24 protein-coding genes and 1 tRNA gene are annotated in these 23,388 nt (G+C 56.5%); 11 read left to right on the top strand and 14 right to left on the bottom strand.

All coding sequences use genetic code 11. The annotated features are described in order from the left end of the window. The first annotated feature begins 124 nt into the window (after window positions 1–124). A complete protein-coding gene (gcvP, locus tag ACYVHC_RS09615; protein WP_460613481.1) occupies window positions 125–3,040 on the top strand; it encodes an aminomethyl-transferring glycine dehydrogenase in 2,916 nt (971 codons plus the stop codon). Between the two features lie 113 nt (window positions 3,041–3,153). Here gcvP and ACYVHC_RS09610 read toward each other — a convergent pair whose 3' ends face one another. Continuing rightward, window positions 3,154–3,447: an SH3 domain-containing protein gene (locus ACYVHC_RS09610; RefSeq protein WP_460613479.1), complete on the bottom strand. Its 294-nt coding sequence runs from the start codon at window positions 3,445–3,447 to the stop codon at window positions 3,154–3,156. A gap of 217 nt (window positions 3,448–3,664) precedes the next feature. Here ACYVHC_RS09610 and ACYVHC_RS09605 point away from each other — a divergent pair, with 217 nt between their 5' ends. Then, window positions 3,665–4,276, top strand: coding sequence for a DUF4136 domain-containing protein (locus ACYVHC_RS09605; RefSeq protein ID WP_460613477.1), 612 nt, complete (start codon window positions 3,665–3,667; stop codon window positions 4,274–4,276). A 134-nt stretch (window positions 4,277–4,410) separates the two neighbouring features. On the opposite strand, the gene lipA is transcribed toward ACYVHC_RS09605, so the two are convergent. Together lipA and ACYVHC_RS09595 are read right to left on the bottom strand one after the other, a co-directional pair. After that, complete coding sequence (lipA, locus tag ACYVHC_RS09600) at window positions 4,411–5,313, bottom strand: lipoyl synthase (RefSeq protein ID WP_460614306.1); 903 nt, start codon at window positions 5,311–5,313, stop codon at window positions 4,411–4,413. Window positions 5,314–5,461: 148 nt separating this feature from the next. Continuing rightward, the gene (locus tag ACYVHC_RS09595) at window positions 5,462–6,259 is read right to left on the bottom strand and encodes a hypothetical protein (RefSeq protein WP_460613476.1); all 798 of its coding nucleotides are present in this window, start codon (window positions 6,257–6,259) and stop codon (window positions 5,462–5,464) included. A gap of 114 nt (window positions 6,260–6,373) precedes the next feature. On the opposite strand from ACYVHC_RS09595, the gene ACYVHC_RS09590 reads away from it, so the two are divergent. Next, window positions 6,374–6,778: an OsmC family protein gene (locus ACYVHC_RS09590; RefSeq protein WP_460613474.1), complete on the top strand. Its 405-nt coding sequence runs from the start codon at window positions 6,374–6,376 to the stop codon at window positions 6,776–6,778. A gap of 77 nt (window positions 6,779–6,855) precedes the next feature. Here the strand turns inward: ACYVHC_RS09590 and ytxJ are convergent, their stop codons facing one another. From ytxJ to ACYVHC_RS09570, 4 genes are all read right to left on the bottom strand, one after another. Further along, window positions 6,856–7,197, bottom strand: coding sequence for a thioredoxin family protein (gene ytxJ, locus ACYVHC_RS09585; RefSeq protein WP_460613473.1), 342 nt, complete (start codon window positions 7,195–7,197; stop codon window positions 6,856–6,858). A gap of 18 nt (window positions 7,198–7,215) precedes the next feature. Continuing rightward, on the bottom strand, window positions 7,216–7,551 hold the full coding sequence (locus tag ACYVHC_RS09580; RefSeq protein WP_460613472.1) for a hypothetical protein: 336 nt from the start codon (window positions 7,549–7,551) through the stop codon (window positions 7,216–7,218). Window positions 7,552–7,648: 97 nt separating this feature from the next. Next, window positions 7,649–7,966: a hypothetical protein gene (locus ACYVHC_RS09575; RefSeq protein WP_460613471.1), complete on the bottom strand. Its 318-nt coding sequence runs from the start codon at window positions 7,964–7,966 to the stop codon at window positions 7,649–7,651. Between the two features lie 85 nt (window positions 7,967–8,051). Beyond that, a complete protein-coding gene (locus ACYVHC_RS09570; RefSeq protein ID WP_460613470.1) occupies window positions 8,052–10,031 on the bottom strand; it encodes an alpha-ketoacid dehydrogenase subunit alpha/beta in 1,980 nt (659 codons plus the stop codon). A gap of 137 nt (window positions 10,032–10,168) precedes the next feature. Between ACYVHC_RS09570 and ACYVHC_RS09565 the strand changes: the two genes are divergently transcribed. Then, on the top strand, window positions 10,169–12,838 hold the full coding sequence (locus tag ACYVHC_RS09565) for a SusC/RagA family TonB-linked outer membrane protein (protein WP_460613469.1): 2,670 nt from the start codon (window positions 10,169–10,171) through the stop codon (window positions 12,836–12,838). Between the two features lie 138 nt (window positions 12,839–12,976). Then, complete coding sequence (locus tag ACYVHC_RS09560) at window positions 12,977–14,263, top strand: M16 family metallopeptidase (protein WP_460613468.1); 1,287 nt, start codon at window positions 12,977–12,979, stop codon at window positions 14,261–14,263. 81 nt (window positions 14,264–14,344) lie between these two features. Here ACYVHC_RS09560 and ACYVHC_RS09555 read toward each other — a convergent pair whose 3' ends face one another. From ACYVHC_RS09555 to ACYVHC_RS09545, 3 genes are all read right to left on the bottom strand, one after another. Beyond that, window positions 14,345–15,025, bottom strand: coding sequence for a hypothetical protein (locus tag ACYVHC_RS09555; RefSeq protein WP_460613467.1), 681 nt, complete (start codon window positions 15,023–15,025; stop codon window positions 14,345–14,347). Window positions 15,026–15,218: 193 nt separating this feature from the next. After that, window positions 15,219–15,560 (bottom strand): hypothetical protein, encoded by a 342-nt coding sequence (locus ACYVHC_RS09550; RefSeq protein WP_460613466.1) that lies wholly within the window; start codon window positions 15,558–15,560, stop codon window positions 15,219–15,221. A gap of 129 nt (window positions 15,561–15,689) precedes the next feature. Then, entirely contained in the window at window positions 15,690–16,250 is a 561-nt protein-coding gene (locus ACYVHC_RS09545) for a hypothetical protein (protein WP_460613465.1), read from the bottom strand. A gap of 279 nt (window positions 16,251–16,529) precedes the next feature. Between ACYVHC_RS09545 and pheS the strand changes: the two genes are divergently transcribed. From pheS to ACYVHC_RS09525, 4 genes are all read left to right on the top strand, one after another. Further along, window positions 16,530–17,567, top strand: a complete 1,038-nt coding sequence (gene pheS / locus ACYVHC_RS09540) for a phenylalanine--tRNA ligase subunit alpha (RefSeq protein WP_460614305.1) — start codon at window positions 16,530–16,532, stop codon at window positions 17,565–17,567. 190 nt (window positions 17,568–17,757) lie between these two features. Beyond that, window positions 17,758–18,201 (top strand): Rieske (2Fe-2S) protein, encoded by a 444-nt coding sequence (locus ACYVHC_RS09535; RefSeq protein ID WP_460613464.1) that lies wholly within the window; start codon window positions 17,758–17,760, stop codon window positions 18,199–18,201. A 95-nt stretch (window positions 18,202–18,296) separates the two neighbouring features. Further along, a tRNA-Asn gene (locus tag ACYVHC_RS09530) sits at window positions 18,297–18,373 on the top strand. A 277-nt stretch (window positions 18,374–18,650) separates the two neighbouring features. Then, window positions 18,651–18,977: a DMT family transporter gene (locus ACYVHC_RS09525; RefSeq protein WP_460613463.1), complete on the top strand. Its 327-nt coding sequence runs from the start codon at window positions 18,651–18,653 to the stop codon at window positions 18,975–18,977. On the opposite strand, the gene ACYVHC_RS09520 is transcribed toward ACYVHC_RS09525, so the two are convergent. Continuing rightward, window positions 18,974–19,552 carry a Crp/Fnr family transcriptional regulator gene (locus ACYVHC_RS09520; protein WP_460613461.1) on the bottom strand — a complete coding sequence of 193 codons (579 nt, stop codon included), beginning with the start codon at window positions 19,550–19,552 and terminating at the stop codon, window positions 18,974–18,976. The genes ACYVHC_RS09525 and ACYVHC_RS09520 overlap by 4 nt on opposite strands. Window positions 19,553–19,575: 23 nt before the next feature. Here ACYVHC_RS09520 and ACYVHC_RS09515 point away from each other — a divergent pair, with 23 nt between their 5' ends. Both ACYVHC_RS09515 and ACYVHC_RS09510 read left to right on the top strand, forming a co-directional pair. Beyond that, window positions 19,576–20,145 (top strand): GNAT family N-acetyltransferase, encoded by a 570-nt coding sequence (locus ACYVHC_RS09515; protein WP_460613460.1) that lies wholly within the window; start codon window positions 19,576–19,578, stop codon window positions 20,143–20,145. A 344-nt stretch (window positions 20,146–20,489) separates the two neighbouring features. Beyond that, a complete protein-coding gene (locus tag ACYVHC_RS09510) occupies window positions 20,490–20,666 on the top strand; it encodes a hypothetical protein (RefSeq protein ID WP_460613459.1) in 177 nt (58 codons plus the stop codon). 248 nt (window positions 20,667–20,914) lie between these two features. Here the strand turns inward: ACYVHC_RS09510 and ACYVHC_RS09505 are convergent, their stop codons facing one another. From ACYVHC_RS09505 to ACYVHC_RS09495, 3 genes are all read right to left on the bottom strand, one after another. Then, window positions 20,915–21,589, bottom strand: a complete 675-nt coding sequence (locus ACYVHC_RS09505; protein ID WP_460613458.1) for a sterol desaturase family protein — start codon at window positions 21,587–21,589, stop codon at window positions 20,915–20,917. A 69-nt stretch (window positions 21,590–21,658) separates the two neighbouring features. Next, window positions 21,659–22,225, bottom strand: a complete 567-nt coding sequence (locus tag ACYVHC_RS09500) for a shikimate kinase (RefSeq protein WP_460613457.1) — start codon at window positions 22,223–22,225, stop codon at window positions 21,659–21,661. Between the two features lie 64 nt (window positions 22,226–22,289). Beyond that, complete coding sequence (locus ACYVHC_RS09495) at window positions 22,290–23,348, bottom strand: ABC transporter permease (protein ID WP_460613456.1); 1,059 nt, start codon at window positions 23,346–23,348, stop codon at window positions 22,290–22,292. Window positions 23,349–23,388 lie beyond the last annotated feature (40 nt).

Here is a 23,388-nt window from a genome sequence, read left to right as displayed (position 1 = left end):
AGCGCAAGTTGGAACAAGCCAAAACTTTTGCCGGTTTTGGGGCTTAAGCGTGAAGCCATTTCACGCTACCTTTGTAAGGGCTCCGCCTAGGGCCTAATCCGTTGCCACCCTCACCCCTTCTTTTATGTTGCTGAAAACCAAGCCCGCCGATGTGTTCGTGGACCGCCACAATGGGCCCGACGATGCTGCTGTGGCCGAGATGCTGCGCACCATTGGTGTGGAGTCGATTGACCAGCTCATCGACGAAACTGTGCCGGCCGCTATTCGCCTGAAGAAGCCGCTGAACCTGCCCGCAGCCCTCACGGAGCGGGCTTTTTTGGCGAAATTCAAGAAGATTGCCGGCCAGAATAAGCTATTCAAAAACTACATCGGCCTGGGCTATCATGATACCCAGCTGCCCGCCGTAATCCAGCGCAACATTCTGGAAAACCCAGGCTGGTACACTGCCTATACGCCCTACCAGGCCGAAATTGCCCAGGGCCGCCTCGAAGCGTTGATTAATTATCAGACCATGATAATTGACCTCACGGGCCTTGAGATTGCCAACGCCAGCCTACTTGATGAAGGAACTGCCGCCGCCGAAACGCTGCACATGTTCCACTCGCTCTCCAAGAAGAAGAACGCTACTCGCTACTTCGTGTCGGAGCAAGTACTACCCCAAACCATTGACGTACTGCGCACCCGCGCCACGCCTCTCGGCATTGAGCTGGTAGTAGGCGACCACCGCACGGTAGATCTAGCAGATGAGACCCTATTCGGCGCTATTCTGCAATACCCTGCCGCCGACGGCGCCGTGTACGACTACACCGACTTCATTTCGAAAGCCCACGACAACAACCTGTTCGTGACCGTGGCGGCTGATTTGCTGTCTCTAACCCTGCTCACGCCTCCCGGCGAAATGGGAGCCGATGCCGTGGTAGGTAACTCCCAGCGCTTTGGCGTACCGATGGGCTACGGCGGACCGCACGCGGGCTTCCTGGCTACCAAAGACGCCTTCAAGCGCGTGATTCCGGGCCGTATCATCGGCCAGAGCATTGACGCGGCTGGCAACAAGGCTTACCGCATGGCCCTGCAAACCCGCGAGCAGCACATCCGCCGCGAGAAAGCCACTTCCAATATCTGCACGGCGCAGGTGTTGCTGTCGGTGTTGGCGGGCATGTATGCCGTGTACCACGGACCGCAGCGCATCCGCCAGTTTGCATCCAACGTGCACGCCCTAGCTCAAACATTGGCCGGAACCCTCACGAGCCTGGGCCTAGAGCAAACCAACGAGTTCTATTTCGATACGCTGGCTATTCAGCTGGAAAGCGCTGAGTTGCAAAATGCCATCCGGCAGGAAGCGGAGGCTGCGGGTATCAACTTCCGCTATTTCGGCGAAAACCAGGTAGGCATCTCGCTAAACCAGAACACCGAAATCGAGGATGTGCAGGACATCGTGGCGGTGTTCAGCAAAGTGCTGGGCAAAGAAGCCAAGGTAGTAGCGCTGCCCGCTGAAGTATCCGTGAACTGGCCCGCAAGCCTGATCCGGACCAGCGAGTACCTCACGCACCCCATCTTCAACTCGCACCACTCGGAGCACGAGATGCTGCGCTACATGAAGCAGCTCGAAAACAAGGACCTGAGCTTGGCTCACTCCATGATTTCGTTGGGCTCGTGCACCATGAAGCTGAACGCTACCGCCGAGATGATTCCGGTAACGTGGCCTGAAATTGGAGGCCTGCACCCCTTCGCTCCGCGCGAGCAGGCCGCTGGCTACACCCAAATCTTCCAGGACCTGGAGAAATGGTTGTGTGAAGTAACCGGCTTTGATGCCGTAAGCCTGCAGCCCAACTCTGGTGCTCAGGGCGAGTATGCGGGCCTGCTAGCTATCAAAGGTTACCACGATGCCCGCGGCGACCAGCACCGCAACGTGGCCCTTATTCCGGCCTCGGCCCACGGCACCAACCCCGCTTCTGCTGTTATGGCCGGTATGCAGGTAGTCGTGGTGAAAAGCACCGAGGAAGGCAACATTGACGTAGCCGACCTCAAAGCCAAAGCCGCGCAGTATGCCGATAAGCTGAGCTGCCTGATGGTAACCTACCCCAGCACGCACGGCGTGTACGAGGAAACTATCATCGACATCTGTCAGACGATTCACGAGCACGGTGGCCGCGTGTACATGGATGGCGCGAACATGAACGCGCAGGTAGGCCTCACCTCGCCGGCTACCATTGGGGCCGATGTATGTCACCTGAACCTGCACAAAACGTTCTGCATTCCGCATGGCGGCGGCGGACCTGGCGTAGGCCCTATTGGGGTAGTAGCTGACCTGGCTCCTTACCTCTCCGGCCACGTGCTGGTAGATGCCGATGGCCGCACCGCCGGTGCTGTTACCTCGGCTCCGTGGGGCTCCGCCAGCATTCTGCCCATTTCTTATGCCTACATCAACATGATGGGCGGCGAAGGACTGACAGAGGCGACCCGCATAGCTATCCTAAACGCCAACTACATCAAGGCCCGTTTGGAGGAGCACTACCCGGTGCTATACACGGGCGCTAACGGCCGCTGTGCCCACGAAATGATTCTGGACTGCCGGCAGTTTAAAAAGGCTGGCATTGAGGTAGAAGACATTGCCAAGCGCCTGATGGACTACGGCTTCCACGCACCTACGGTATCGTTCCCGGTAGCGGGCACGCTGATGGTGGAGCCGACGGAGTCGGAGAGCAAGGAAGAGTTGGACCGCTTTATTGAGGCCATGATCAGCATCCGGAAGGAAATTGCGGCCGTGGAAGAAGGCCGGGCCGATGCCAAGGAGAACGTGCTAAAGCACGCGCCCCACACAGCTGCTACCGTGCTCACGCACGAGTGGACCCGCCCCTACACCCGCGAGGAAGCCGTGTACCCAACCGAGTGGGCCCGCGCGTACAAGTTCTGGCCCGCCGTATCCCGAATCGACTCTGCGTACGGTGACCGTAACCTGATTTGCTCCTGCACCCCGCTCGAGCAATATGCGGACGCCGAAGAGAAGTTGGTAGAAACCGACAAAGGTCCTTCGTACTAGGGTATCAGAAGGGACCAACCATAAAAAAGCCCTGGCTGCGAGCAGCCAGGGCTTTTTTGTGTTTAAGCAAGAATGAGAGCTAGTAAACCACTCGAGGATAAGCAAGCTTCAGCTTACTTACCGAAGCAGTTACGATACATGTAGCCGTTATGGGTCTTGCCATCGGCAGTTACCCGCACTTTCACGAAATACGCATCTACCGTATCTAATACCTGCACCTCATTGCCTGAGGTAACGGTGGTAAGCTGTTGTGATTGTTTGGTCATCCCATCGTAAAGCACACACTCCACCACGGTGTTATGGGCCACCGGAGTAGTGTTAGTCCGGTTACTGCGGGCTTCATCTTTGGACGCACTGCAGGAAGCTAGTAACGTAAGGCTGCTGAGGCAAAGTAAAAGTTTTTTCATGTAGCAATGCGAGAAGGAATTAGCGCTGCAAAAGATAGAGACATTTTAAGACGAAAAGGAATTTTCCCAGATATATTCTTTAGGGAAATATTATGCTAGCAGAGCATTTTACCGGGAACGCCCACCCTGCTGCAACTGTTTAGAGAGCAGACCAGAAGTGGAAACGGGCCATGCCTACTCCATCTCGGCTTTCATTTTTACTGCTACTTTCTCATATATGAACCGCATTCCCAAATTTCTGGCCCGCCCCCTGACGCTGTCGGTGCTCGGGCTTACGCTTTTGCTGGGTGCTAGTGGCTGTGCCAGCACGTCGCGCGTGGGGGTTACCTCCGACTTCGATCATTCCGTAAACTTCCGCGCTTACAAAACCTGGGCTTGGTATCCGCAGCAGCCCACTGATACAGAAGGCGGCCCGGCCAAAGGCTACGAGTCGTTTCTGGATAAGCGCATCCGCTCGGCCGTAGAGCAGCAGCTCGCCCAGAAAGGCCTGTCGCGGGTAGAAAAAAATCCCGACGTGTACGTGGCTTACAGCGCCCGCGTGGAAGACAAGCAGCGCAGCAACACCGGCTACTATGGCCCGTACGGCTACCCTTATGGGTACTATGGCGGCTGGTATGGCCGGGGAGGCTTTGGCCAGCAGCCCATTACTGATTACAAAGCCGGTACCGTTATCCTCGATTTCGTGGATGCTAACCGCAAAGAGCTGGCCTGGCGCGGCCAAGGCCAGGCACAGGTAGATCAGCAGACGATTTCCGAACAGGAAGTGCAGCGCATCGTGACAAGCATCTTGGGCACCTTCCCGCCTCAGGATCAGCAGGCGCGTCGCTAGGTCCTTTTGGTAGCCAAACCTAAAAGCCTGCTCCCTGGAGCGGGCTTTTTTGGCTTTAACTAACAACAAGGCCTAGCCCCGGTATGAGGGCTAGGCCTTGTTGTTAGTGACTTTACTATCGAATGTAGAGCCTGCTAAATGGGCACGTTCACGTGGCGTTCTGCGTGGTAGCTGGAGCGGACCAAGGGGCCGCTTTCCACGTACTTCAGGCCGCGCTTCAGTCCTTCTTCCTTGTAATGCGCAAACAGATCGGGGTGAATGAATTCCGCAACCTCTACGTGGCGCTTGGTTGGCTGCAAGTACTGGCCTAGCGTCAGGATATCGAGGCCATTCTCGACTAAGTCGTCCATGGCCTTGTACATTTCGTCCTGCTTTTCGCCAAGGCCCAGCATAATGCCCGACTTCGTGCGTTTGCCGGCTTCCTTGGTGCGGCGGATTTGCTCCAGGCTTCGGTCGTATTTGGCTTGCGGGCGCACGAGGCGGTAGAGGCTACCCACCGTTTCCATGTTGTGCGAAACCACTTCTTGGCCACCAGCAATCATGGTTGCCAAGGCGTCCCAGTTTGCTTTCACGTCCGGAATCAGGGTTTCGATGGTGGTAGTAGGGCTAAGCTGCTTGGTTTGCACCACGGTTTCGTACCACACGCTAGCGCCCCGGTCTTTCAACTCGTCGCGGTTTACGGAGGTAAGCACGGCGTGCTTGACGCCCATCAGCTGAATGGCTTCAGCCACCCGGCGGGGCTCATCTAGGTCATACTCGGTGGGGCGGCCAGTAGCCACGGCACAAAACGAGCAGGAACGGGTGCACACGTTCCCCAGGATCATGAAGGTAGCGGTGCCGGCACCCCAGCACTCACCCATATTCGGGCAATTTCCGCTTTCGCAGATAGTATGCAGTTTATGTTCATCCACCAAGCGGCGGACGTTGGCGTAGGCAGGGCCCACGGGCAGCTTCACGCGCAGCCAGTCGGGCTTACGCGCTTTGGCAGGTGCCGCTGGGGCAGCCGCCACAGGCTGAATGATGGGCAGGGTCAGCAACAGTTCGTCCATGTTGCAAAGGTAAGGGGGAATAGGTTGCGGGTAGTCAGCTTCTAAGACAATTCCGACCCCCTAGTGGTTTCGTAGCACACGCACCAAAAGCGCACGGCCCCTGCAGCGTTGCTGCAGGGGCCGTTTTTTGTATTATTTAATTACGACTACCCAGGTATAGCGTCAGGTACACTGAGGGCATAAACTGGTCGTTCAAATCTTTGTCGGGTATCTGGTCCACCCTGATGATAACCGGGTCTTTGGCATATGCCTCGAGCACGAAGCCCACTTCCACTCCCGCTACGGCGTCGCGGTAGCGGCCGTACTCAAAGCCCAGAGCTCCGCGCAAATGTGCTCCCAGGATGGGTTTGGTCTCGCTAGCGCCCGAAAAAAGCGGAGCCCGGTCTAGAATTAAGTCCTGGGCCCGATGCACCGCGGGGTCGTACTGCTCATTGCGCACATCACTGGGAGAGCCACCTGGTCCGGGTTGGCCGCTGCCATACTCGTAGCTGATATAGTAGGGCATTAGCAGGCCAATGGTAGGGCCCGCGCCCAGTATGGCATTTACCTGCACCCCTGACTCCGGCGCTTTGCGGAAAATTACGCGCTGCAAGCCCACCGAAGGGCGAACGGCAAACAAATAATTGCTTTTGCCATACACGAAAGACCCACCAAAGCGGGTGCCGAACTTCTGTTCTTTCGGGTGTTTAATCTCTACGACCTCAATGCCCCAAAACCGGGCCCAGTCCTGATTCAGAACCCTAGTGGAGCGCACCGAAGCGCCCCCAATCAGACCACCTCTGGTATTAAAGTTCACCCCGTAGGTTAGCTCCTTCCGGTAAGAGGGCTCCTCGTTGCTGGATGAAGTAGCCTGAGTTTGCTGGGCCCACGCCGCCGGAGCAGCGCCCAGAAAAGCCAGCAGCAGGCCGTTGCCAATGACACGTGAGGTACGCACAGGACGGGAATGGAAAGGGCGAAAAGAAAAGTCAGGACTAGGTCGCGAATCACGGCTAACCCTATCGAAAGTACGTAAATTTACCCGCATACAACTGCCTAATTTAACTTTTCAATGAGCACAGCCACCGCCCGCTACGCCGGCCATCTGCGCACCGAAGCTACCCATGTAGCGTCCGGCAATACTATCCTTACTGATGCTCCCGTAGATAACCATGGTCGGGGCGAAGCGTTTTCCCCCACTGACCTGGTAAGTGCATCGCTTGGGTCCTGCATGATGACCATTATGGGCATTGTGGCAGAGCGCCAAGGCCTTGACCTGACCGGCGTAAGCTGGGACACTACCAAGCATATGGTGGCTGAGCCCCGGCGCATCGGCCAGATTGACGTTACGTTTCGGCTGCCGGCTACCTTAACAGAAAAGGAGCGGAGCATTCTGGAAAACGCGGCCCGCACCTGCCCGGTAGCCTTAAGCCTGAACCCCGAAATAAAACAGCAGGTTCAGTTCCTGTACGAGTAGAAAGACCGTTAAAACAGGTTCAGGCGCTAAGCGGGGGTAGTAAATGCTACTACCCCCGCTTAGCGCCTGAACCTGTTTTAGCCAATTACTTCTTTAATTTCATTCAGCCGGATGCTCATGTGCGAAGCGTCGTAGTTGCACTCGCCATTCTGGATAAGCAACAGCTGAGGCGACTCATGCCGGATGCCAAACTTCTCAGCAATTTCATTAGAAATCGGCCGGAAGCGCAGCAAATCGAGGTAGTAGACCTTGGTGCCGCTCAGGCTGGCATCGTCCCACTGGCGCTCGATTTTGCTTTTCGCGGCGGCACTGATGGAGCAGGTAGTGCTGTGCTTGAAAATAAGCACTGGCTGCTCGAACGATTCGCGTACGATGTCAGTAAGCTGCTCTGATTGGGTTAATGGTTGCCAAGGAGTCATAGGGGAAGGTCAAGTGAATTACTTTTCGAGACTAACGTCTTTCTTCTTCCGAAGACGAAAACTAATGCGCGATGGTTCGCTCACACGCGGAAGACCGGTGCGGTCAAACTTATAACTAGCTCGCTCAGCCGTAGGTTTCACGGCGGCCTGCCGGCCACCGGCCAGCGGCGTAAGCTCCTGCTTCGTCACATTCAGATGCGACTCTTTGTACTCGGCCTTGTACTGCGCTGATTCGCGCAGAGCCCGGCGCTTGGCGGCGCGTTGCTGAGCCGGACTAGTAGACTCTAGCTGAGCATGGGCTTCGGTGCTTACAAAGGCAGCCAGCACGAACGTACCAAGAATAAAGTAGCGCATCGGAGGGGAGAAGTATGCGTAGTGAATGACAGTTGTAGAAGTAGCGTACTAACCAGACAGTGTACGTGTTACCGGGTGTTCGCAGCTTAAATTACCGCTAAAAAGGCAGGACAATTCCCAGGAATTTGCGTTGTCCTACCTTCCGCTTCAGCTTGCGGCGCTCGTATTTGGGCTTTTTCAGAAGCCCTTGCTTGTCGTAGCTATTTTTCTCGGTTTTTACGGCTTCCTTTTCCACCTCCAGGGCCCGGCCGTCAGCGGCTTGGTTATCGGGGTTCCGGGCCTTCTTTACCTTAGGCTGCGGTGGGCCCTTCGGGTTAGGAATACGGTAGCTGTGGCAGGCCGGAGCCGTAAGCAAGAGTAGAGCCGCCAGTACAAGCAAAGAAAAGCGCCGGCTGGCTGCAGTAAAAACCTTCATTTTCAGAATAATCAGCTTTTGCCAAAGAGACAGAAGCTGCAAAATACGGAATTCGGCAGCTCCTACCTCACTTGCTCAGGCGAGGCTAGTAATTGCGCAGTTTTGCTACGGTTTCGCGCAGGCGCTGCTGGGGTAGGAATACCTTTTCCAGCGGAGGCGCAAAGGGCACGGCCGTATCCAGAGAAGCCACGCGGTGCACGGGCGCATCGAGGTGCTGGAAGCAATGCTCCGCAATCCAGGCGGCAAGTTCACCGCCCAAGCCACCTAGCAGCGTGTCTTCGTGCAGGATGATAACGCGGCCATTTTTCTCCACTGTTTGGCGTACGGCTTCCTCATCCCAGGGCAGCAAGGTGCGCAGGTCGAGGATATCCGCGGAAAGACCGATTTCATCGGCCAGGGCGGTGGCCCAATGCACGCCGGCGCCATAAGTAATAATGCTCATCTCATTGCCTTGGCGCACCAAGGCTGCTTTGCCAATGGGCGTGGTATAGTAGGCATCGGGCACCGGCGCTGAGATGCTGCGGTATAGCAGCTTGTGCTCAAAGAACATCACCGGGTTGGGGTCCTCGATGGCGGCGCAGAGCAGGCCTTTGGCATCAATGGGGTTGCTCGGGAATACTACTTTCAGGCCGGGCGTGTGGGTAAACCAAGCTTCGTTGCTTTGGGAGTGGAACGGCCCGGCGGCAGTACCCGCGCCGGTGGGCATGCGCACCACCACATCGGCATTTTGGCCCCAGCGGTAATGGCTTTTGGCTAAGTTGTTCACAATCTGGTTGAAGCCGCAAGTCACGAAATCAGCGAACTGCATTTCTACCATGGCTTTTTTGCCTTTGATGCTCAGGCCCAGGCTAGCGCCTACTATCGCCGACTCGCAGAGGGGCGTGTTGCGCACCCGTCCCTTTCCGAATTGCTTTACGAAGCCATCCGTAATCTTGAACACCCCGCCGTAATCGGCAATATCCTGGCCCATAAGTACTAGCTCAGGGTAGCGCTCCATGCTTTGGCGCAGGCCATCGGAAATGGCATCCACGTAGCGCCGGTCGGTGGTAGTAGCATCAGAGGCCGGGGCCTGGTTGGGCGCCTCGAAGGGCTGGTACATGTCGGCCAGTTCCTGCCGGGCATCGGCCGTGGGCATGGGGGTAGCGTCGGCAATGCGCAGGCCTTCCTCGATTTCCCGCTTGATGGTTTCGCGGTAGCGCATGCGGGCCTCTTCATCCAGAATGCCTTCCTGCAGCAGCCACTTCTCGTAGTTTTCAACGGGGTCCTTCTTGGCCCACTCTTCAAACAGCTCCTGGGGCACGTACTTGGTGCCGCTAGCCTCCTCGTGGCCGCGCATCCGGAACGTGAGGGCCTCCAGCAGTACGGGGCGTGGGTTCTGGCGCAAATCTTCGGCTAGGCGGCGCACGGTGTCATACACTTCCAGCACGTTGTTGCCATCTACCTGCACGGCTTCCATGCCATAGGCCGGGCCCTTATCTACAAAGTAGCGGAACCGGAACTGCTCGTTGCTGGGCGTGCTGAGGCCGTAGCCGTTGTTTTCGATGATGAAGATGACGGGCAGCTCCCACACCGCAGCCACATTAAGGGCCTCGTGGAAGTCACCTTCAGAAGCGCCCCCGTCGCCGCTGTACGTGATGGTTACTTTCGGCTTGTCGTCGAGCTTATCCGCGAGGGCAATGCCACCAGCAACGGCCAACTGGGGCCCGAGGTGCGAAATCATGCCCACAATGTGGTGCTCGTTGGTGCCAAAGTGGAACGACCGGTCGCGGCCCTTCGTGAACCCAGTGGTTTTGCCCTGCCACTGCGCAAAGAGGCGGTCCAGGGGAATATTGCGGCCCGTGAAAACGCCCAGGTTGCGGTGCAGGGGCAAAATGTACTCGTCGGGCTCCAGGGCCAAGGTGCTGCCCACCGAAATGGCTTCTTGCCCAATACCCGAAAACCACTTGCTTACTTTGCCTTGGCGCAGCAGAATGAGCATTTTCTCCTCAATCAGGCGGGGCTTTAACAGGCCGTGATACAGATGCAGAAGCGTTTCGTTGGAGTAGTCCTTGCGGTCGAAGTGCATAGTGGAAAGCGAGATGGGTAGTGGGTGGGGCCAAAAGTACGGGTTTGGCGGAAAGGAAAATTACTAGCCTCATTTTATGGATTAACCCACCCGCCTGCCTCTATCTTCGGGACTGATTTCCTCCCTAGCTATCCTTTATGCCCCAACTCCTACCCCTCGCTTTATTCCTGCCGCTTTCTATCCCCGCCCTAGCTCAACAGCCCGATACGCTAGCCGCGCGCCGCGTGGGGGTTGAAATGCCATCTGTAGACAGTTTACAGCCCATTAACTCTGATATTGTTTCTCTGCTAAGCGGACGCTTATTATGTAGTACGGTCGGGGTACCCGTACAGCGTACAGAGCTGCTTCCCTACCCTTCTCTGCAAGAGCAACTCCGCCAAGTAGCAGGTGTACAGGCCACACTGTATTCGGGGGCGCCGGGGACGCAGGTGGCGGTTCGTATCCGGGGTGTGGCTAGTATGGGGCGCAATGTGCAGCCGCTGTACGTGGTGGATGGCGTACCGGTGTGGCAGCATCATAACGTGCTGCGGGACGCCAGCCAGAATATTCTGGTTAGTTCCTATGAGCTGAACCCTGGTCTCAGCCTGCTGGGGCAGGATATTGCCACGGTAGAGGTAGTAAAAGGCGCCTACGAAACGGCCGAGTACGGCGCTCAGGGCCAGAACGGGGTGATTCGGATTACAACCCGCACCGGGCAGGCCGGTAAGCCCCGTGTGTCGTACACCGGATATGCCGGCGTGCAGCAGGCCCGGTTTCGGTACGGCTTACTTAATGCTGAGGAATACGCGGGCCTGGCCAACGAGGAAATGGCTTCTTACGGGCAGCCACCGCGCTATACGCCCGCCCAGATTGCCGCCTTCGGACGCGGCACCGATTGGCAGCGGGAAGTGTTGCGCACGGCCTCTATTCAGCAGCAGCAGCAGGTTGCCCTGCGCGGGGGTAGCGCCCGCACTACGTATTATACCAGTGTCGCGTATGGGCAGCAGCAGGGCATTGTGCTGAACTCCCGGCTGCGCACGCTCAACCTACGCGCTGCCGCAACGCACACTTTTACGCCCAAGCTGACTTTGCGGGGCACCGTAACGGCAAGTGAGCAATTGGCTCGCCTGCCCCCTGATGGCCTAATTGCCGACGCACTACTAGCCCTGCCCACGCAGCTCGCCCGCACCCCAAACGGGGAGCTGGCCACAACCGACTACCGAACTGAGAACCCACTGCGCCACGCCTTGCTCAGCTACCAGACGCCGCGCCAGCGCTACTTGCTCGGGCAACTGCAGCTGCGCTATGCCGTGCTTCCTTACCTTACCCTAGAGCTGCAAGGTGCCCAAGAGTACATCCAGCAACGAACAAGCGCTTATCAGGCACCCCAGGCGGGCACGGCGAGCGAACTGACGCTGAAGCAGCAAGCCGCATATCGGCAATGGAGCGTACTTCCTGCCCTGAGGTTTAAGCGCACGTGGGCCGGCCAGCACCAGCTGCAGCTAGCGTTATTGGGCCAGTACCAGAACCAAGAGCAAGATCAGCAGCGCACCACCTACGGTGGCCCTCAGGAGTCAGCTTCCTACACTACCCATTTGCCCAATAGCCTCACCTCCTCCCAGCTCACTGGTTCGTATAGCTTCCGGGAGCGGTATGAGGTGCAGGCCAGCCTGCGCCGCGACTACGCCAAAAGCTATGCTATGCTACACACGCTGGTGCAGTACATCCCGGGTGCTCAGCTGAAGTGGCACGCCCGGAAGGAGTCGTGGCTGCCGACCTTATCGTTGGTCAGCACCCTTGATGCGTGGATTGGGTGGGGCGCTACCACCAATGCCGGTAACTTTGCGGCCGATAATACCCTAGCCTTTGCCTTAAGCACCGCTAACGGGTATGGTAGTCGGGTTGTTCCGTTGGACGAGTACACCCGGCAGCGGGAAGCCGGCCTTACGGTGGGCCTGTGGCAGGATCAGGTGCTGCTTACTTCTGCCACCTATGATCGGTCTACTGAGGTTAGCGGCCTAGTAGCTAATATATTCAATCCGCAGCAGCCATCCCAGCAGCGCTCCTACGCCCAGCTCCGCAACCAAGGCTGGGAACTGACGGCCGCTACTCAGTGGCATACAGGCCGCGTGCAGGCCACCTCTACCCTAGGCATTGCCTTCAACCGCAACCGGTACGTGGCCGGCGAGGTAAGCGCCATTCTGGCCGGGGGCAAGCAGTGGGCCCGTGACGGGGAGCCGCTATCTACTTTTTACACGCTTCATTATGCGGGAGCTAGCACCAACGGCCGCCCCAGGTACCAGGACGTAGACGGCAACGGCTCCATCGATTTTCAAGTGGCGGGTAGTGGCCTGCCCCGGCAGCTGCTTTCGTTTACCCAAACCCTCGACCTAGGACGCTTCAGCTTGCAGGCTCAGGCTGATGGTATGTTTGGCTATAAAGTAGATACCCCGTATTTACGCTTTTTAGGTATGCCGAACGCCTTTACTAACAGCACCCGCGAAACGCTCAACCACTGGACCCCTGACAACCTGACTTCCGACCTGCCTAGGGCCGGAGAGGTAGCCATCGAAAACAGTGATTTTTCCATTCAATCTGGCAACCACGTGCGCCTCACCGCCTTTACCGTGCGCTACACCGTATGGGAAAAGGAGGCGCGTACTGTTAGCTTGTGGGCAGCGGGGCACAACTTGCTGGTGATTTCCGGCTACCAGGGCTACGATCCTAACGTCAGTTCCGGGGGCGCCGACCCCTTCCGGGCCGGCCTCGACGCCGGGGCCTACCCTACCGCCCGCACTATACTGCTGGGCGTGCAGGCTACACTTTAAACCTAGCTTCTGCGTATTGCCATACAGCTTCCGCCATATTTACCTTACCCCGCCGCCCGAAACTTCTGTTTCGGCCGGCTGGTTCAGTACTTTGCCGACTTGTTCGGCTGCTTTTTCCTACCCGACCTTTCTCTCTGCATGATTCATTTTGAAGAGTTTACCCTAGATAACGGCTTGCGCTGCATTGTGCACGAAGACCACACTACCCCCATGGCGGTGCTGAACGTGCTCTACAACGTAGGCTCCCGCGATGAAGACCCCGAGCACACGGGTTTTGCACACTTGTTTGAGCACCTGATGTTTTCGGGCTCCGTGAACATTCCGAGCTACGACGAGCCCCTGCAAATGGTGGGTGGCGAAAACAATGCCTTCACCTCCCCCGATATCACCAACTATTACCTCACGCTACCTGCCGCCAACCTCGAAACCGGCTTTTGGCTGGAGTCGGATAGGATGCTGAACCTGGCTTTCTCGGAGAATGGGTTGGAGGTGCAGCGCAAGGTAGTGGTAGAGGAATTCAAGCAGAACTACCTCAACCAGCCTTACGGCGACGTATGGCTGCGGCTGCGTCCGCTTGCTTACCAGCACCACCCCTACCAGTGGGCAACCATTGGCAAAGAAGTAAGCCATATCGAGGACGCTACCATGCAGCAGGTGCGCGACTTCTTTGCCAAGCACTACTCGCCCAGCAACGCCATTTTGGTTGTGGCCGGCGACGTAACCGTAGCTGAGGCTCGTCGCCTGGCTGAGAAGTGGTTTGGCCCTATTCCGGGCGGTACCCGCTACGAGCGTAACTTAACCGCCGAGCCGCGCCAGACGGAAGCGCGCTTCCTGGAAATTGTGGCCGATGTGCCGCTGTCGGCGCTGTATAAGGTGTACCACATGCCTGGCCGTTCCGAAGCGGGCTATTACGATGCCGATCTGCTCAGCGACGTAGTGGGGCGTGGAAAATCAAGCCGCCTGTATCAGCAATTGGTGAAAGAGCGGCCGTTGTTTAACTCTATTTCCGCTTCCGTCATGGGCTCATTTGAGCCTGGCCTGTTAGTTATCAGTGGAAAGCTGAACGGTGGCGTAACGCTAGAAGAAGCTGACGCTGCCGTTGAAGCTGTGCTGGCCGAAATCAGAGCGACCGAAGTGCCCGTGGAAGAGCTGGAGAAAGTAAAGAACCAGGCTGAAGCTAGCATTGTATTCAGCGAAATTGAGCTCCTGAACCGGGCTATGAACTTGGCATTCAGCAAGCTTCTTGGCGATGCCGACCTAGTAAACCAGGAAAGTGCCAAGGTGCAGGCCGTAACACCGGCTAAGGTACTGGCAGCAGCCCAGGAAGTACTGCGCCCAGACAACTGCAGCACCTTATATTACCGGGCGCAACCCACCTCAGAGCCTAGCCTCACGGAACCTGCTTTGGCTGCTTCAGAGAGCTAGGGCACCTAACTACCGCACACATAAAAAAGACCCGCACGAAATATCGCGCGGGTCTTTTTTATGTGTGCTATTTAGAATCACTTACCAGCCGCTGCCGCCGCTGCCCCAGCCATCATCGGCTTTCTTCTTGGGAGCAGCTGCTTTCTTAACAGGAGTGGTAGTAGTTGTTTTCTTGGTAGTAGTGGTAGTAGCGCCACCGCTTTTAGTTGCGGCCGAAGCACTGGCTGGCTTTGTGGCCGGAGCGGGCTCAGCCGCAACTGGTGCTGGCTCTACTACTGGCTCCGTTACAAGCGGTGCTGGAGCTGGAGCTGGCGCAACCGGATCAGCCGAGCGCACTGAGCGCCGTACATACGGCTTCAGGGGGCGGCCCCGATAGTCAGTCGTTACGCGGCGCGAAGGAGCAGCCGTGAAGCCCGGAGCCAAGGTAAAGCCAATGGGCTGTGCTTCAGGAGCAGCCGCAGTAGCAGCAGCCGCACTGGCGCCGGCACCGCCCCATTCACCTCCTGCCGAAGCGGGAGCAGCAGTAGCCGGAACCGCGGTAGCAGTAGCAGCCGGAGCAGTTGCGGGAGTCGTTGTTGCTGGAGCAGCCGTTTTAGCTTTAGTTGCAGCCGGCTTGCTAGCCGGAGCGGCCGACTTTTTAGCGGGCGTGCCCCAACCATCAGAAGAGGTATCCCAACCGCCAGAAGATTTCTTTTGGGCGAAGGCAGGCGCGGCCAGCAGCACACTACCAATCAGCAGGTATGGGAAGAGTTGACGAGTCATAAGTGTAAAGATAAAGCAATTCTTACCGCGAAGGTACGGCACCCGGTGCGGGCACCAAACCCCCGCCTCACTTTTTGCCCTAACGCGACCCTAGGCAGTAAGTTCCATTATTCCGTTGAATTTGAGAAATTCAACTCCATCAAATTATCATACAAACTCAACGGTAGCCGGCCACTTTGAAGCTTCAGAGGGGCTAGGGCCGACTAGTTGCTTTGCCGCCGTCAGAGGAAATGGTGGAGGAACCGGTGGCGGGCTTGGCGGGCTTTTTCTTCAGGGGCCGACCCATGTAATCAGTAGTGGGCGGGCTTGGCATGTTTAGCCGCAAACCCGGCGCCAGCTTCAGATTTTCTTCGTCGCGACGGCCGGAGCGGTCGTAGCGCGAGTAGGCCCCGGCCCGTGCCTTGTTACGGGAAGTGGACGTGCGGTTATACGCTGCTTTGGTACGAGCCGCCGGCTTGGTCTGGGCTTGCAATGGCGCTTCGATGATCAAACAGGTAATCCCCACGAGGGCGAAGGGTAGCAGTCGGATTTTCATGAAAACAAGCAGTTTGAGGTTCAACCATTTACCACATATTTCCTTGCATACGACAACAGCCCGGATACGGCTATACCGCGTCCGGGCTGCTAGGCTCACTGGGGAGCCAAAGGCCAAAATATTTCCTGATTACCAACCCGAGGTCATAGGCTCTTCGGCCGAAGTTTGTGCTGTAGTTGCAGCAACATCGTTAGCGTCAGCTGGCTTTGACTTTGCCAAGGGGCGGCCGTTATAATCAGTACTTACACCGCGGTACGGAGCCGTGTTCATGCCCGGAGCTATCATCACACCCGAGGACTTCATCATGGGGTCTTCCTGAGCAACTACCACGGAGCGGGGGCGCTTAGACTTGGCTTTGGCTACCGGACGGCCATTATAATCGGTGCTGGTCCCCCGATAGGGCGAAGAGCTCATGCCAGGCGCAATCATTACCCCGGAAGACTGCATCATGGGGTCGGTGGCAGTAGCATCGGTAGCGGCGGTTTCCCAGCCGTTGCTGGTGGCAGCCGGGGTAGCCGCTGCGGGCTCATTCCAGGTTTCCAGCGCGGGCCACTCGGGCTCGGCAGGGCGGGTAGCAGGCGCTACACTGGTATTTACATTTTTGCGGGGCGCCGCTTTGCTTTGTGCCTGGGCACCAGACGCACTTAGGAAGGCCACTGCCACAGCAGCGGAGAGCAGAAAACTTTTCATCGGAAAGGCAGATCAGAAAGTGAATACTAGGCCGGCGCATTGGCCGAGCTTGCAGCCGGCGGACTAACGGGTGGCGCCCCACGTTCAGCTCCAGTTGCCGCGCTTACTCCCAACTATTTGCAGCAACCGTACCAGTTTTTGCACCCACCTGCATATGCGGCATTTTACAGGCTACAGAAGCAATAATCTCAATCGCAACCTATTGATAATCAGTAATAAAAAATCCTAGCCAGGCAATACGTATTCAGCTACCCGCATTCAACTTACCTTTGCGCTATGATGCAGGACAACATCGCGCGGCTGCGAGCCGAAATTGAAGCGCACGAGCTGACGACGGCGGAACAGCTCGACCAATTCCGAGTAGCCTATACCGGCCGCAAAGGCCAGCTAGCCGACTTATTCGATCAGCTGAAAACCGTGCCGCAGGAGGACCGCCGGGCCGTAGGGCAGGAGTTGAACCAGCTTAAGCAGCTAGCCTTGGCCCGCTTTGAGCAGCGCCAGCAAGAGCTGGAAGCCGCTACCGCTACCACTCCCGCTGACCCTACCTTCGATTATACCCTCCCTACCGTTCCGAATGCGCTAGGTACGCGTCACCCTTTAAGCCTGGTGCGCGAGGAAATTGTACGCATTCTGGCTCGTATCGGCTTTAATGTGGAGGAAGGCCCCGAAATAGAAGACGACTGGCACAACTTCACTGCCCTCAACTTCCCGGAAAACCATCCGGCCCGCGACATGCAGGACACGTTCTTCGTGCGCCGTACCCCTGGCGAGCAGGAATGGGTATTGCGCACACATACCAGCCCCGTGCAGGTGCGTGTGATGCAAACGCAGAAGCCACCCATCCGGAGCATTATGCCCGGCCGCGTGTACCGCAACGAAGCCATTTCCGCCCGCGCCCACATGATGTTCCATCAGGTAGAAGCGCTGTTCGTGGATGAAAACGTGAGCTTCGCTGACCTGAAGCAAACCGTGTACTACTTCGTGCAAGAGCTATTTGGCCAGGATATGCAGGTTCGGTTCCGGCCCTCCTTCTTCCCATTCACGGAGCCCAGCGCCGAAATTGATATCACCTGCCTGATTTGCAAGGGCAAAGGCTGCAACATTTGTAAGCACACTGGCTGGGTTGAAATTGGTGGCTGCGGCATGGTTGACCCCGCTGTGCTAGAGCAGTCCGGCATCGACCCAGAGCGCTACAGTGGCTACGCGTGGGGCATGGGTATTGAGCGCATCACCATGCTCAAGTACCAGATCAAAGACCTGCGGCTGTTTACGGAAAACGATGCACGCTTCCTGCGCCAGTTTGAAAGTGCCCAATAAGCACGGCTACTAGTCCTGCTTACAGCTTAAAGCTCCCATTTGCCGATGGCACTTGGGAGCTTTTAACTTTTCACGACCTAGGCAGCTAGGGTATGAGTGCATCGATGCCAACCCATATGCTGGCAACTTATACCCTAGGGGCGCGGTACTACGTTCTAGTTGTTTAGCTTACTCTGTCTTGACTTACACGATGCGTTTTTCCTCTCTTTGGAGCGCTTGGCTGGCACCAAGTGCCTTTCTGGCCGCTAGCGTGCTTGTAGGCTGCAACTCCTCCTCGGGGGATGTGCAGCCGCAAATTCCGTTGGCTGCCGTGAACGAGGTAGTGAACCTTACGAACCAGCAGAGCAGTAACCTACGGTTTGATAACGGTGCCATTTATATCTCCGGCGGCGTACGCGGCATAATTGTGGTGCGTCAAACGGCCAGCACCTACCTCGCGTTTGAACGCAACTGCCCCTACCAACCGCTTGATACTTGTGCCCGGGTAAAAATTGATCCGTTTTTGCGCTTGTATGACCCGTGCTGCCAGTCGCAGTTTAGCTTCCATGGGCAGCCACAGTCGGGGCCAGCCACGCGCCCGCTCCGCCAATATGCGACGGCCCTCTCTGGCAATATTCTGACAATCACGAACTAAGTGATTTTCTTAAATTTTTTCGAAAAGCATGTTTGGACGTTCGAAAACTTTGCTCTAATATTGCACCAGCAACGGCAAAAAACGCCGCCATAACCGCTTCCTTAGCTCAGCCGGTTAGAGCATCTGACTGTTAATCAGAGGGTCCCTGGTTCGAGCCCAGGAGGGAGCGCCACGAAGCCCGGTAGTAGACTTTAAATCAGTCTGTTACCGGGTTTTCTCTTTATAGCTACTACAGCTCACGGAACCACCATTGAACTTGGCTCCTTGCAAACCCGATTTCTTTGCTGGAGTTTGTGCAATAAACCTTAGGGTAATGACCGGGAGCAGCAATACCTAGTGAAAGTATAAGCAAGCCTCACTAGTAAACCTGCTTGTAGCGATTTTAACATTGGTAAAAAGAAACGAGTGGCCTGTCGCGGACCTTTGCCCCCACACGTTTCACTTTTGCCATGCATTGGGTTTATATAGGATTGGCCGGATTGGCTGAGGTAGCGTTTGCGTTCTGCTTGGGCAAGGCCAAACTGGCTGTTGGTTCCGAGGCTGCTGGATGGTACGCTGCATTTGCAGGCTGTGCGGCCTTAAGTTTTTATCTACTCACTCTCAGTTTAGCGCAGATACCCTTAGGTACCGCATACGCAGTCTGGACGGGCATTGGAGCCGTGGGTACGGCCGTGCTGGGTGTGCTTGCGTTTGGCGACCCTATGACGGGGCCGCGCCTGTTCTTCCTCACCACGCTGATTGGGTCTGTGCTCGGCTTGAAAGTGGTTTCGCACTAGGCCTGCTTTATGTGCTTGAGCTTGGCGCGCACACGGCTTAGTGTGACCTGAGTAATACCCAGGTACGATGCGATATGGCCCAGCGCCACGCGCTGCAGCAATTGCGGATGCTGGTTTAACAAGTCCTCGTAGCGTTCGGTAGCCGTGCGAAATTGCCGGTCGATAAGCTGCTGCTCGGTCTGTAGCCAAACGCGCTCCACCATCACCCGTCCCCAATTGGCCAGGTGCACGTCCGTCCGATACAGTTGCTGGAGCTTATGCATGTTCAAGCGAAACAAACTGCTGTCCTCCAACAACTCGATGGTCTCGTAGCTCACCGCCTGCTCAGTATACCCGCGTATCGATGCCAAGACTGCTCCTTCGCTGGAAAACCAAAAAGTCACCTCTCGGTCTGCCCGTTGGGCATAGGCGCGCGCTAGCCCCTGCTGTACGATATAAATGTGCTGCGCAAGCTGGTCATCCCGGAATAAATGAGTCCCTTTTGGTAACTCTACATACTCAGCCAAGGCCAGAACACTGTCTAACGAGGCATCTGGCAGCGGATACGTGGTACGCAAAATGGCGGCTAAGGTCATGGGCAATGGGGCAACATCGGTAGGTGATTCTTCAACATTACTTCTCCACCCTACTATTTCACTTGAACATGGACAACATCACGCTTCGAAAAGCTGACCTGACCGACGTAGCCGTACTGCAACACATCGGCCGGCAAACGTTTTCTGAAACGTTTGCCGCCAGCAACTCCGAGGAAAGTATGCGCGCCTATCTGGCAGATGGGTTTTCCGACGAAAATCTGATGGCCGAATTACAGAATTCTCACTCAGCCTTTTACTTCGCCGAATCAGACAGCACGGTCATCGGCTACCTGAAAGTCAATACGGGGCCGGCGCAAACAGAGCAGCAGGGTGCCAACGCGCTGGAAATTGAACGCATTTATGTGCTTCAGGCCTATCACGGGAAAAAGGTTGGACAGGTGCTGTATGAGCACGCCATGCAACTGGCAGCGCAAGCGCAGGTAGAATACGTGTGGCTGGGGGTATGGGAAGAAAATCCGCGAGCTATCCGGTTTTATGAGAAGAACGGCTTCGTTACGTTTGACAAGCATATATTCCAGCTCGGGGAGGAGGCACAAACCGATATCCTGATGAAGCGGTCCGTTGAAAGATAACGCGTAAGCAACTGCCCCGGCTGGATTCGTTCTGACCTTATTTAAGTTTGCTGTCCGCTGCTGAGGCAGTGGCCTTTAGCACAATCACTGCCCTACCTGGGTAAGCGCTGAGCAGGCTGTGACAGCCGATGGTTTCCGGGCCTAGCTTGCCATGCACGTTGCCCGCACTAGCATGCTGTAGCAGCTTAACCGGGTAGGCTATTCCAGAACGCCACGCAGCAGTTAACACTTAGCATTTCTGCTTTATTACGGTAGCTGAATATTAACCTTTTGGGAAGCGAAGGAGTACATGCCAACAGAGGGCCTCAACGTTGCGGCCCTCTGTTCACCTCTCCCCTTGCGCCATGAATACTTCTCGCTTTTCCTTCCTTGCTGCTTTACTTGTTTTACTAACCTTCTCGCTTAGCAGCTGCGACGCCATCGGCACCATTTTTAAAGCCGGCGCCTGGACGGCACTTATCGGCGTGTTTCTGGTAGTGCTGCTCCTGTGGTTTATTGTTAACCGCTTCCGCCGGCGCTAGCCTCCCCGAACGCATACTCCTAAAAGCCTTTCTTGAAAAAGAGAGGCTTTATGTTTGTGGGATACCTAGTGAACATTGGCAGGACAACACCTTGGGTTTGTGAAGATGACAGGGCTAGTGTACTAGGTTAAAAATGCTGTAGAAGCCGGCAAGAATGCCCGCGGCATTAGCATTTTGACTTTCCTTAACCCAAATAAAAAAGGCCGCTGGTACAGCGGCCTTTTTTTATATCAACTATATTCTGACGCTTACTTGCCTTTCTTGGGCATCGTCCCGACGATGTGGTCCCAGAGAGTGGTGCTTACGCCAAAGGCAATTTCATCTTGGCGGTAGTGGTGCTGGGCATGATGATGCCACCAGAACTTAAGGAAGTTTTTGGGAGGCGAGTACACGTGGATGGCATAGTGCACAAACAGGTATAGCGCATAACCGAACACAAAGCCGGCCAGAATGCCAAAGCCAGCATTGCCGAATGTGAAGCGGAAGATGAAAAACAGCAGCGAGGCCACAAACACCGTCAGGATGGGCGGCATGGCCAAGCGGGTTTTATCTTTTGGAAACTCGTGGTGCACACCGTGCATGGTGTACTGAAATTTGGCCTTGCGCGGGGTATCGGTGCTTATGTGATACACAAAGCGGTGCATCAGATACTCAGCCAGCGTAAACAGCAGCCACCCGCCTAAAAACAAGCCAAACGCAGAAAGGCCCGTGAGCAGCCCCTTGCTCAGGCTATAATACAGGCTTACGCCTGCTACGGCAAAGAAAATACTGAGCGGCCCGGCAATATGTGTGTGCGTAAGCCGCTCGAGAACGGGGTTTTCAAATAAACGGGCCGAGCCTTTGTGTTTCGGCTTGATGGCGTCAGGAGTTTTAACCGGAGTTACTTTAACATCGGGTTCCAGGACTTCAGGAGAGGTGTTCATGCCACTACAGGAATGATGAATGCGCAAAAATACACACAGTGGCGCAATTTGTCCGCTGCCCCAAGCAGCTTACGCCGTAGTATAATAACGAGTCAGCAATTGTTGTACCGCTTCCAGAGAACAGGTAGGAGCGGCACAGCACAGCGGAGCTCGGTCGTAAAACTGCTGACGGGCGGCTAAGGTTTCGTGCAAGCGTGCTTCTAGGCCGGCGGCATCTACGCTAGCAGCCAGCAAAGGCCTATTGGTGGCCGCTACCTTCAGGCGCCTAACCAACTCCGGTACGGGCACCGCCAAGTACAGCGTCAGGCCGGTTTCAAGCAACACCTCTAGGTTATGATGAAAGCAGGGAGTGCCGCCGCCGGTGGCCAGCACGAGCCGCTCATGCGTTGCCACTACATCGCGCAGTACATTGGCCTCTAGCTGGCGGAAGTATGCTTCCCCGTGCTGGGCGAATATCTCCGATACACTCCGCCGCTCCCGCCGAACAATTTCCTGATCCAGATCCAGAAAGGGCAGCTGAAAGGCAGTAGCCAAGGCGCGCCCCAGCGTGGTTTTGCCCGCCCCCGGCATCCCGATAAGGTAAAGCCGCTGAAGGGCAACAGGAGCCGTGCCGGTAGCTGAGGTACTAGGTGTCATAGAAGGAGAAAGTGGTGGGGTTGCTCGCCGGCCGAGGCCTAGTACGTGGCGGACTACAGCCGGCCTAGCATAGTTTCACCCGCGGATCCAGCACGGCGTACAGCACATCTACCACAATATTCACCACCACAAACATGGCGGCAATAAAGATGGTGGCGCCCATTACTACCGGGAAATCAAGATTTTCTACGGCCTTGAGGGTTACGGTGCCTAGGCCCTTCCAGTTGAAAATGTACTCAATGAAAAAGGCGCCGGCCATGAGCGAGGCCAGCCACCCCGAAACGGCCGTGATAACCGGGTTCAGGGCGTTTTTGAGCGCGTGGCCCACTACCGTCCGGTAGCCCGACAGGCCCTTGGCCCGCGCCGTCCGGATGTAGTCTTGGCTCATCACATCCAGCATGGAGGAGCGGGTAAGCTGCACAATAACTGCCAGCGGCCGGATACCCAAGGCAAAGGCCGGTAATACCAGGTTTTTGAGTACCAAGTGGCGCCCCGTGAAAGGGTCCGTTTCGTAGAGCTGGCCCGTTAGGTTGAGGCCCGTCCAGTGGCTCCAGTAGAAGCCGAACGTCATGGCAATGAGAATAGCGGCCACAAACGAAGGCACTGAAATACCCAGCACGGAGGTAGAGACCAGCGCCCTATCCAGCCAGGAATGAGGCTTTAAGGCCGCCACTACCCCTAGTGAAATGCCAACCACGGCCGCTAGCAGCATCGCCGCCAACGCGAGCCAGAGTGTGCCAGTAAAGTGGTCGAGCAGAATACTGAGCACCTCTTTGTTGCTTTGAAAAGACCGCCGCAGATACGGCGTTTTCAGCACCAGGGCTTGCTCGCTGCCGAGGGGTAGTACCTGCACACCGCCGTATTTGGCCACGCCTGCCGAATCGCGCGGGTGCACGCCCAGCGGCGATACGTCGTTCAGGTAGCCCAGCAGTTGGCCCGGCAATGGGCGGTCGAGGCCCAGGTCGGCGGCAATGGCGGCACGCGTGGCCGCATCGCTGCGCTGGCCGGCCAGCAAGGCTACGGGGTCGCCGGGCAGCACCTGAAACAGGAAGAACACGGTGAGCGCCACGCCTACTAGTACCAGCACGCCCTGCCACAATCGGCTTAAAATGAACCCTAGCATTATTTTCAGTTGCCAGTTGCCAGGAGTGAGGTGCCGGTTA

It is taken from the genome of Hymenobacter seoulensis (genome assembly GCF_054780535.1).
Note: the sequence above shows the minus strand (reverse complement) of the source record. Positions and strands in the feature narration are given on the sequence as shown.

Excerpts from the sequence above, each read along its gene's own strand:
- ytxJ (WP_460613473.1), bottom strand. The coding sequence starts at position 7,197 with ATGACTCCTTGGCAACCATTAACCCAATCAGAGCAGCTTACTGACATC.
- ACYVHC_RS09570 (WP_460613470.1), bottom strand. The coding sequence starts at position 10,031 with ATGCACTTCGACCGCAAGGACTACTCCAACGAAACGCTTCTGCATCTG.
- ACYVHC_RS09550 (WP_460613466.1), bottom strand. The coding sequence starts at position 15,560 with ATGAAAATCCGACTGCTACCCTTCGCCCTCGTGGGGATTACCTGTTTG.
- ACYVHC_RS09560 (WP_460613468.1), top strand. The coding sequence starts at position 12,977 with ATGATTCATTTTGAAGAGTTTACCCTAGATAACGGCTTGCGCTGCATT.
- ACYVHC_RS09555 (WP_460613467.1), bottom strand. The coding sequence starts at position 15,025 with ATGACTCGTCAACTCTTCCCATACCTGCTGATTGGTAGTGTGCTGCTG.
- ACYVHC_RS09525 (WP_460613463.1), top strand. The coding sequence starts at position 18,651 with ATGCATTGGGTTTATATAGGATTGGCCGGATTGGCTGAGGTAGCGTTT.
- ACYVHC_RS09580 (WP_460613472.1), bottom strand. The coding sequence starts at position 7,551 with ATGCGCTACTTTATTCTTGGTACGTTCGTGCTGGCTGCCTTTGTAAGC.
- ACYVHC_RS09545 (WP_460613465.1), bottom strand. The coding sequence starts at position 16,250 with ATGAAAAGTTTTCTGCTCTCCGCTGCTGTGGCAGTGGCCTTCCTAAGT.
- ACYVHC_RS09590 (WP_460613474.1), top strand. The coding sequence starts at position 6,374 with ATGAGCACAGCCACCGCCCGCTACGCCGGCCATCTGCGCACCGAAGCT.
- ACYVHC_RS09565 (WP_460613469.1), top strand. The coding sequence starts at position 10,169 with ATGCCCCAACTCCTACCCCTCGCTTTATTCCTGCCGCTTTCTATCCCC.
- gcvP (WP_460613481.1), top strand. The coding sequence starts at position 125 with ATGTTGCTGAAAACCAAGCCCGCCGATGTGTTCGTGGACCGCCACAAT.
- ACYVHC_RS09535 (WP_460613464.1), top strand. The coding sequence starts at position 17,758 with ATGCGTTTTTCCTCTCTTTGGAGCGCTTGGCTGGCACCAAGTGCCTTT.
- ACYVHC_RS09575 (WP_460613471.1), bottom strand. The coding sequence starts at position 7,966 with ATGAAGGTTTTTACTGCAGCCAGCCGGCGCTTTTCTTTGCTTGTACTG.
- ACYVHC_RS09495 (WP_460613456.1), bottom strand. The coding sequence starts at position 23,348 with ATGCTAGGGTTCATTTTAAGCCGATTGTGGCAGGGCGTGCTGGTACTA.
- ACYVHC_RS09505 (WP_460613458.1), bottom strand. The coding sequence starts at position 21,589 with ATGAACACCTCTCCTGAAGTCCTGGAACCCGATGTTAAAGTAACTCCG.
- ACYVHC_RS09520 (WP_460613461.1), bottom strand. The coding sequence starts at position 19,552 with ATGACCTTAGCCGCCATTTTGCGTACCACGTATCCGCTGCCAGATGCC.
- ACYVHC_RS09500 (WP_460613457.1), bottom strand. The coding sequence starts at position 22,225 with ATGACACCTAGTACCTCAGCTACCGGCACGGCTCCTGTTGCCCTTCAG.
- pheS (WP_460614305.1), top strand. The coding sequence starts at position 16,530 with ATGCAGGACAACATCGCGCGGCTGCGAGCCGAAATTGAAGCGCACGAG.
- ACYVHC_RS09510 (WP_460613459.1), top strand. The coding sequence starts at position 20,490 with ATGAATACTTCTCGCTTTTCCTTCCTTGCTGCTTTACTTGTTTTACTA.
- ACYVHC_RS09610 (WP_460613479.1), bottom strand. The coding sequence starts at position 3,447 with ATGAAAAAACTTTTACTTTGCCTCAGCAGCCTTACGTTACTAGCTTCC.
- ACYVHC_RS09605 (WP_460613477.1), top strand. The coding sequence starts at position 3,665 with ATGAACCGCATTCCCAAATTTCTGGCCCGCCCCCTGACGCTGTCGGTG.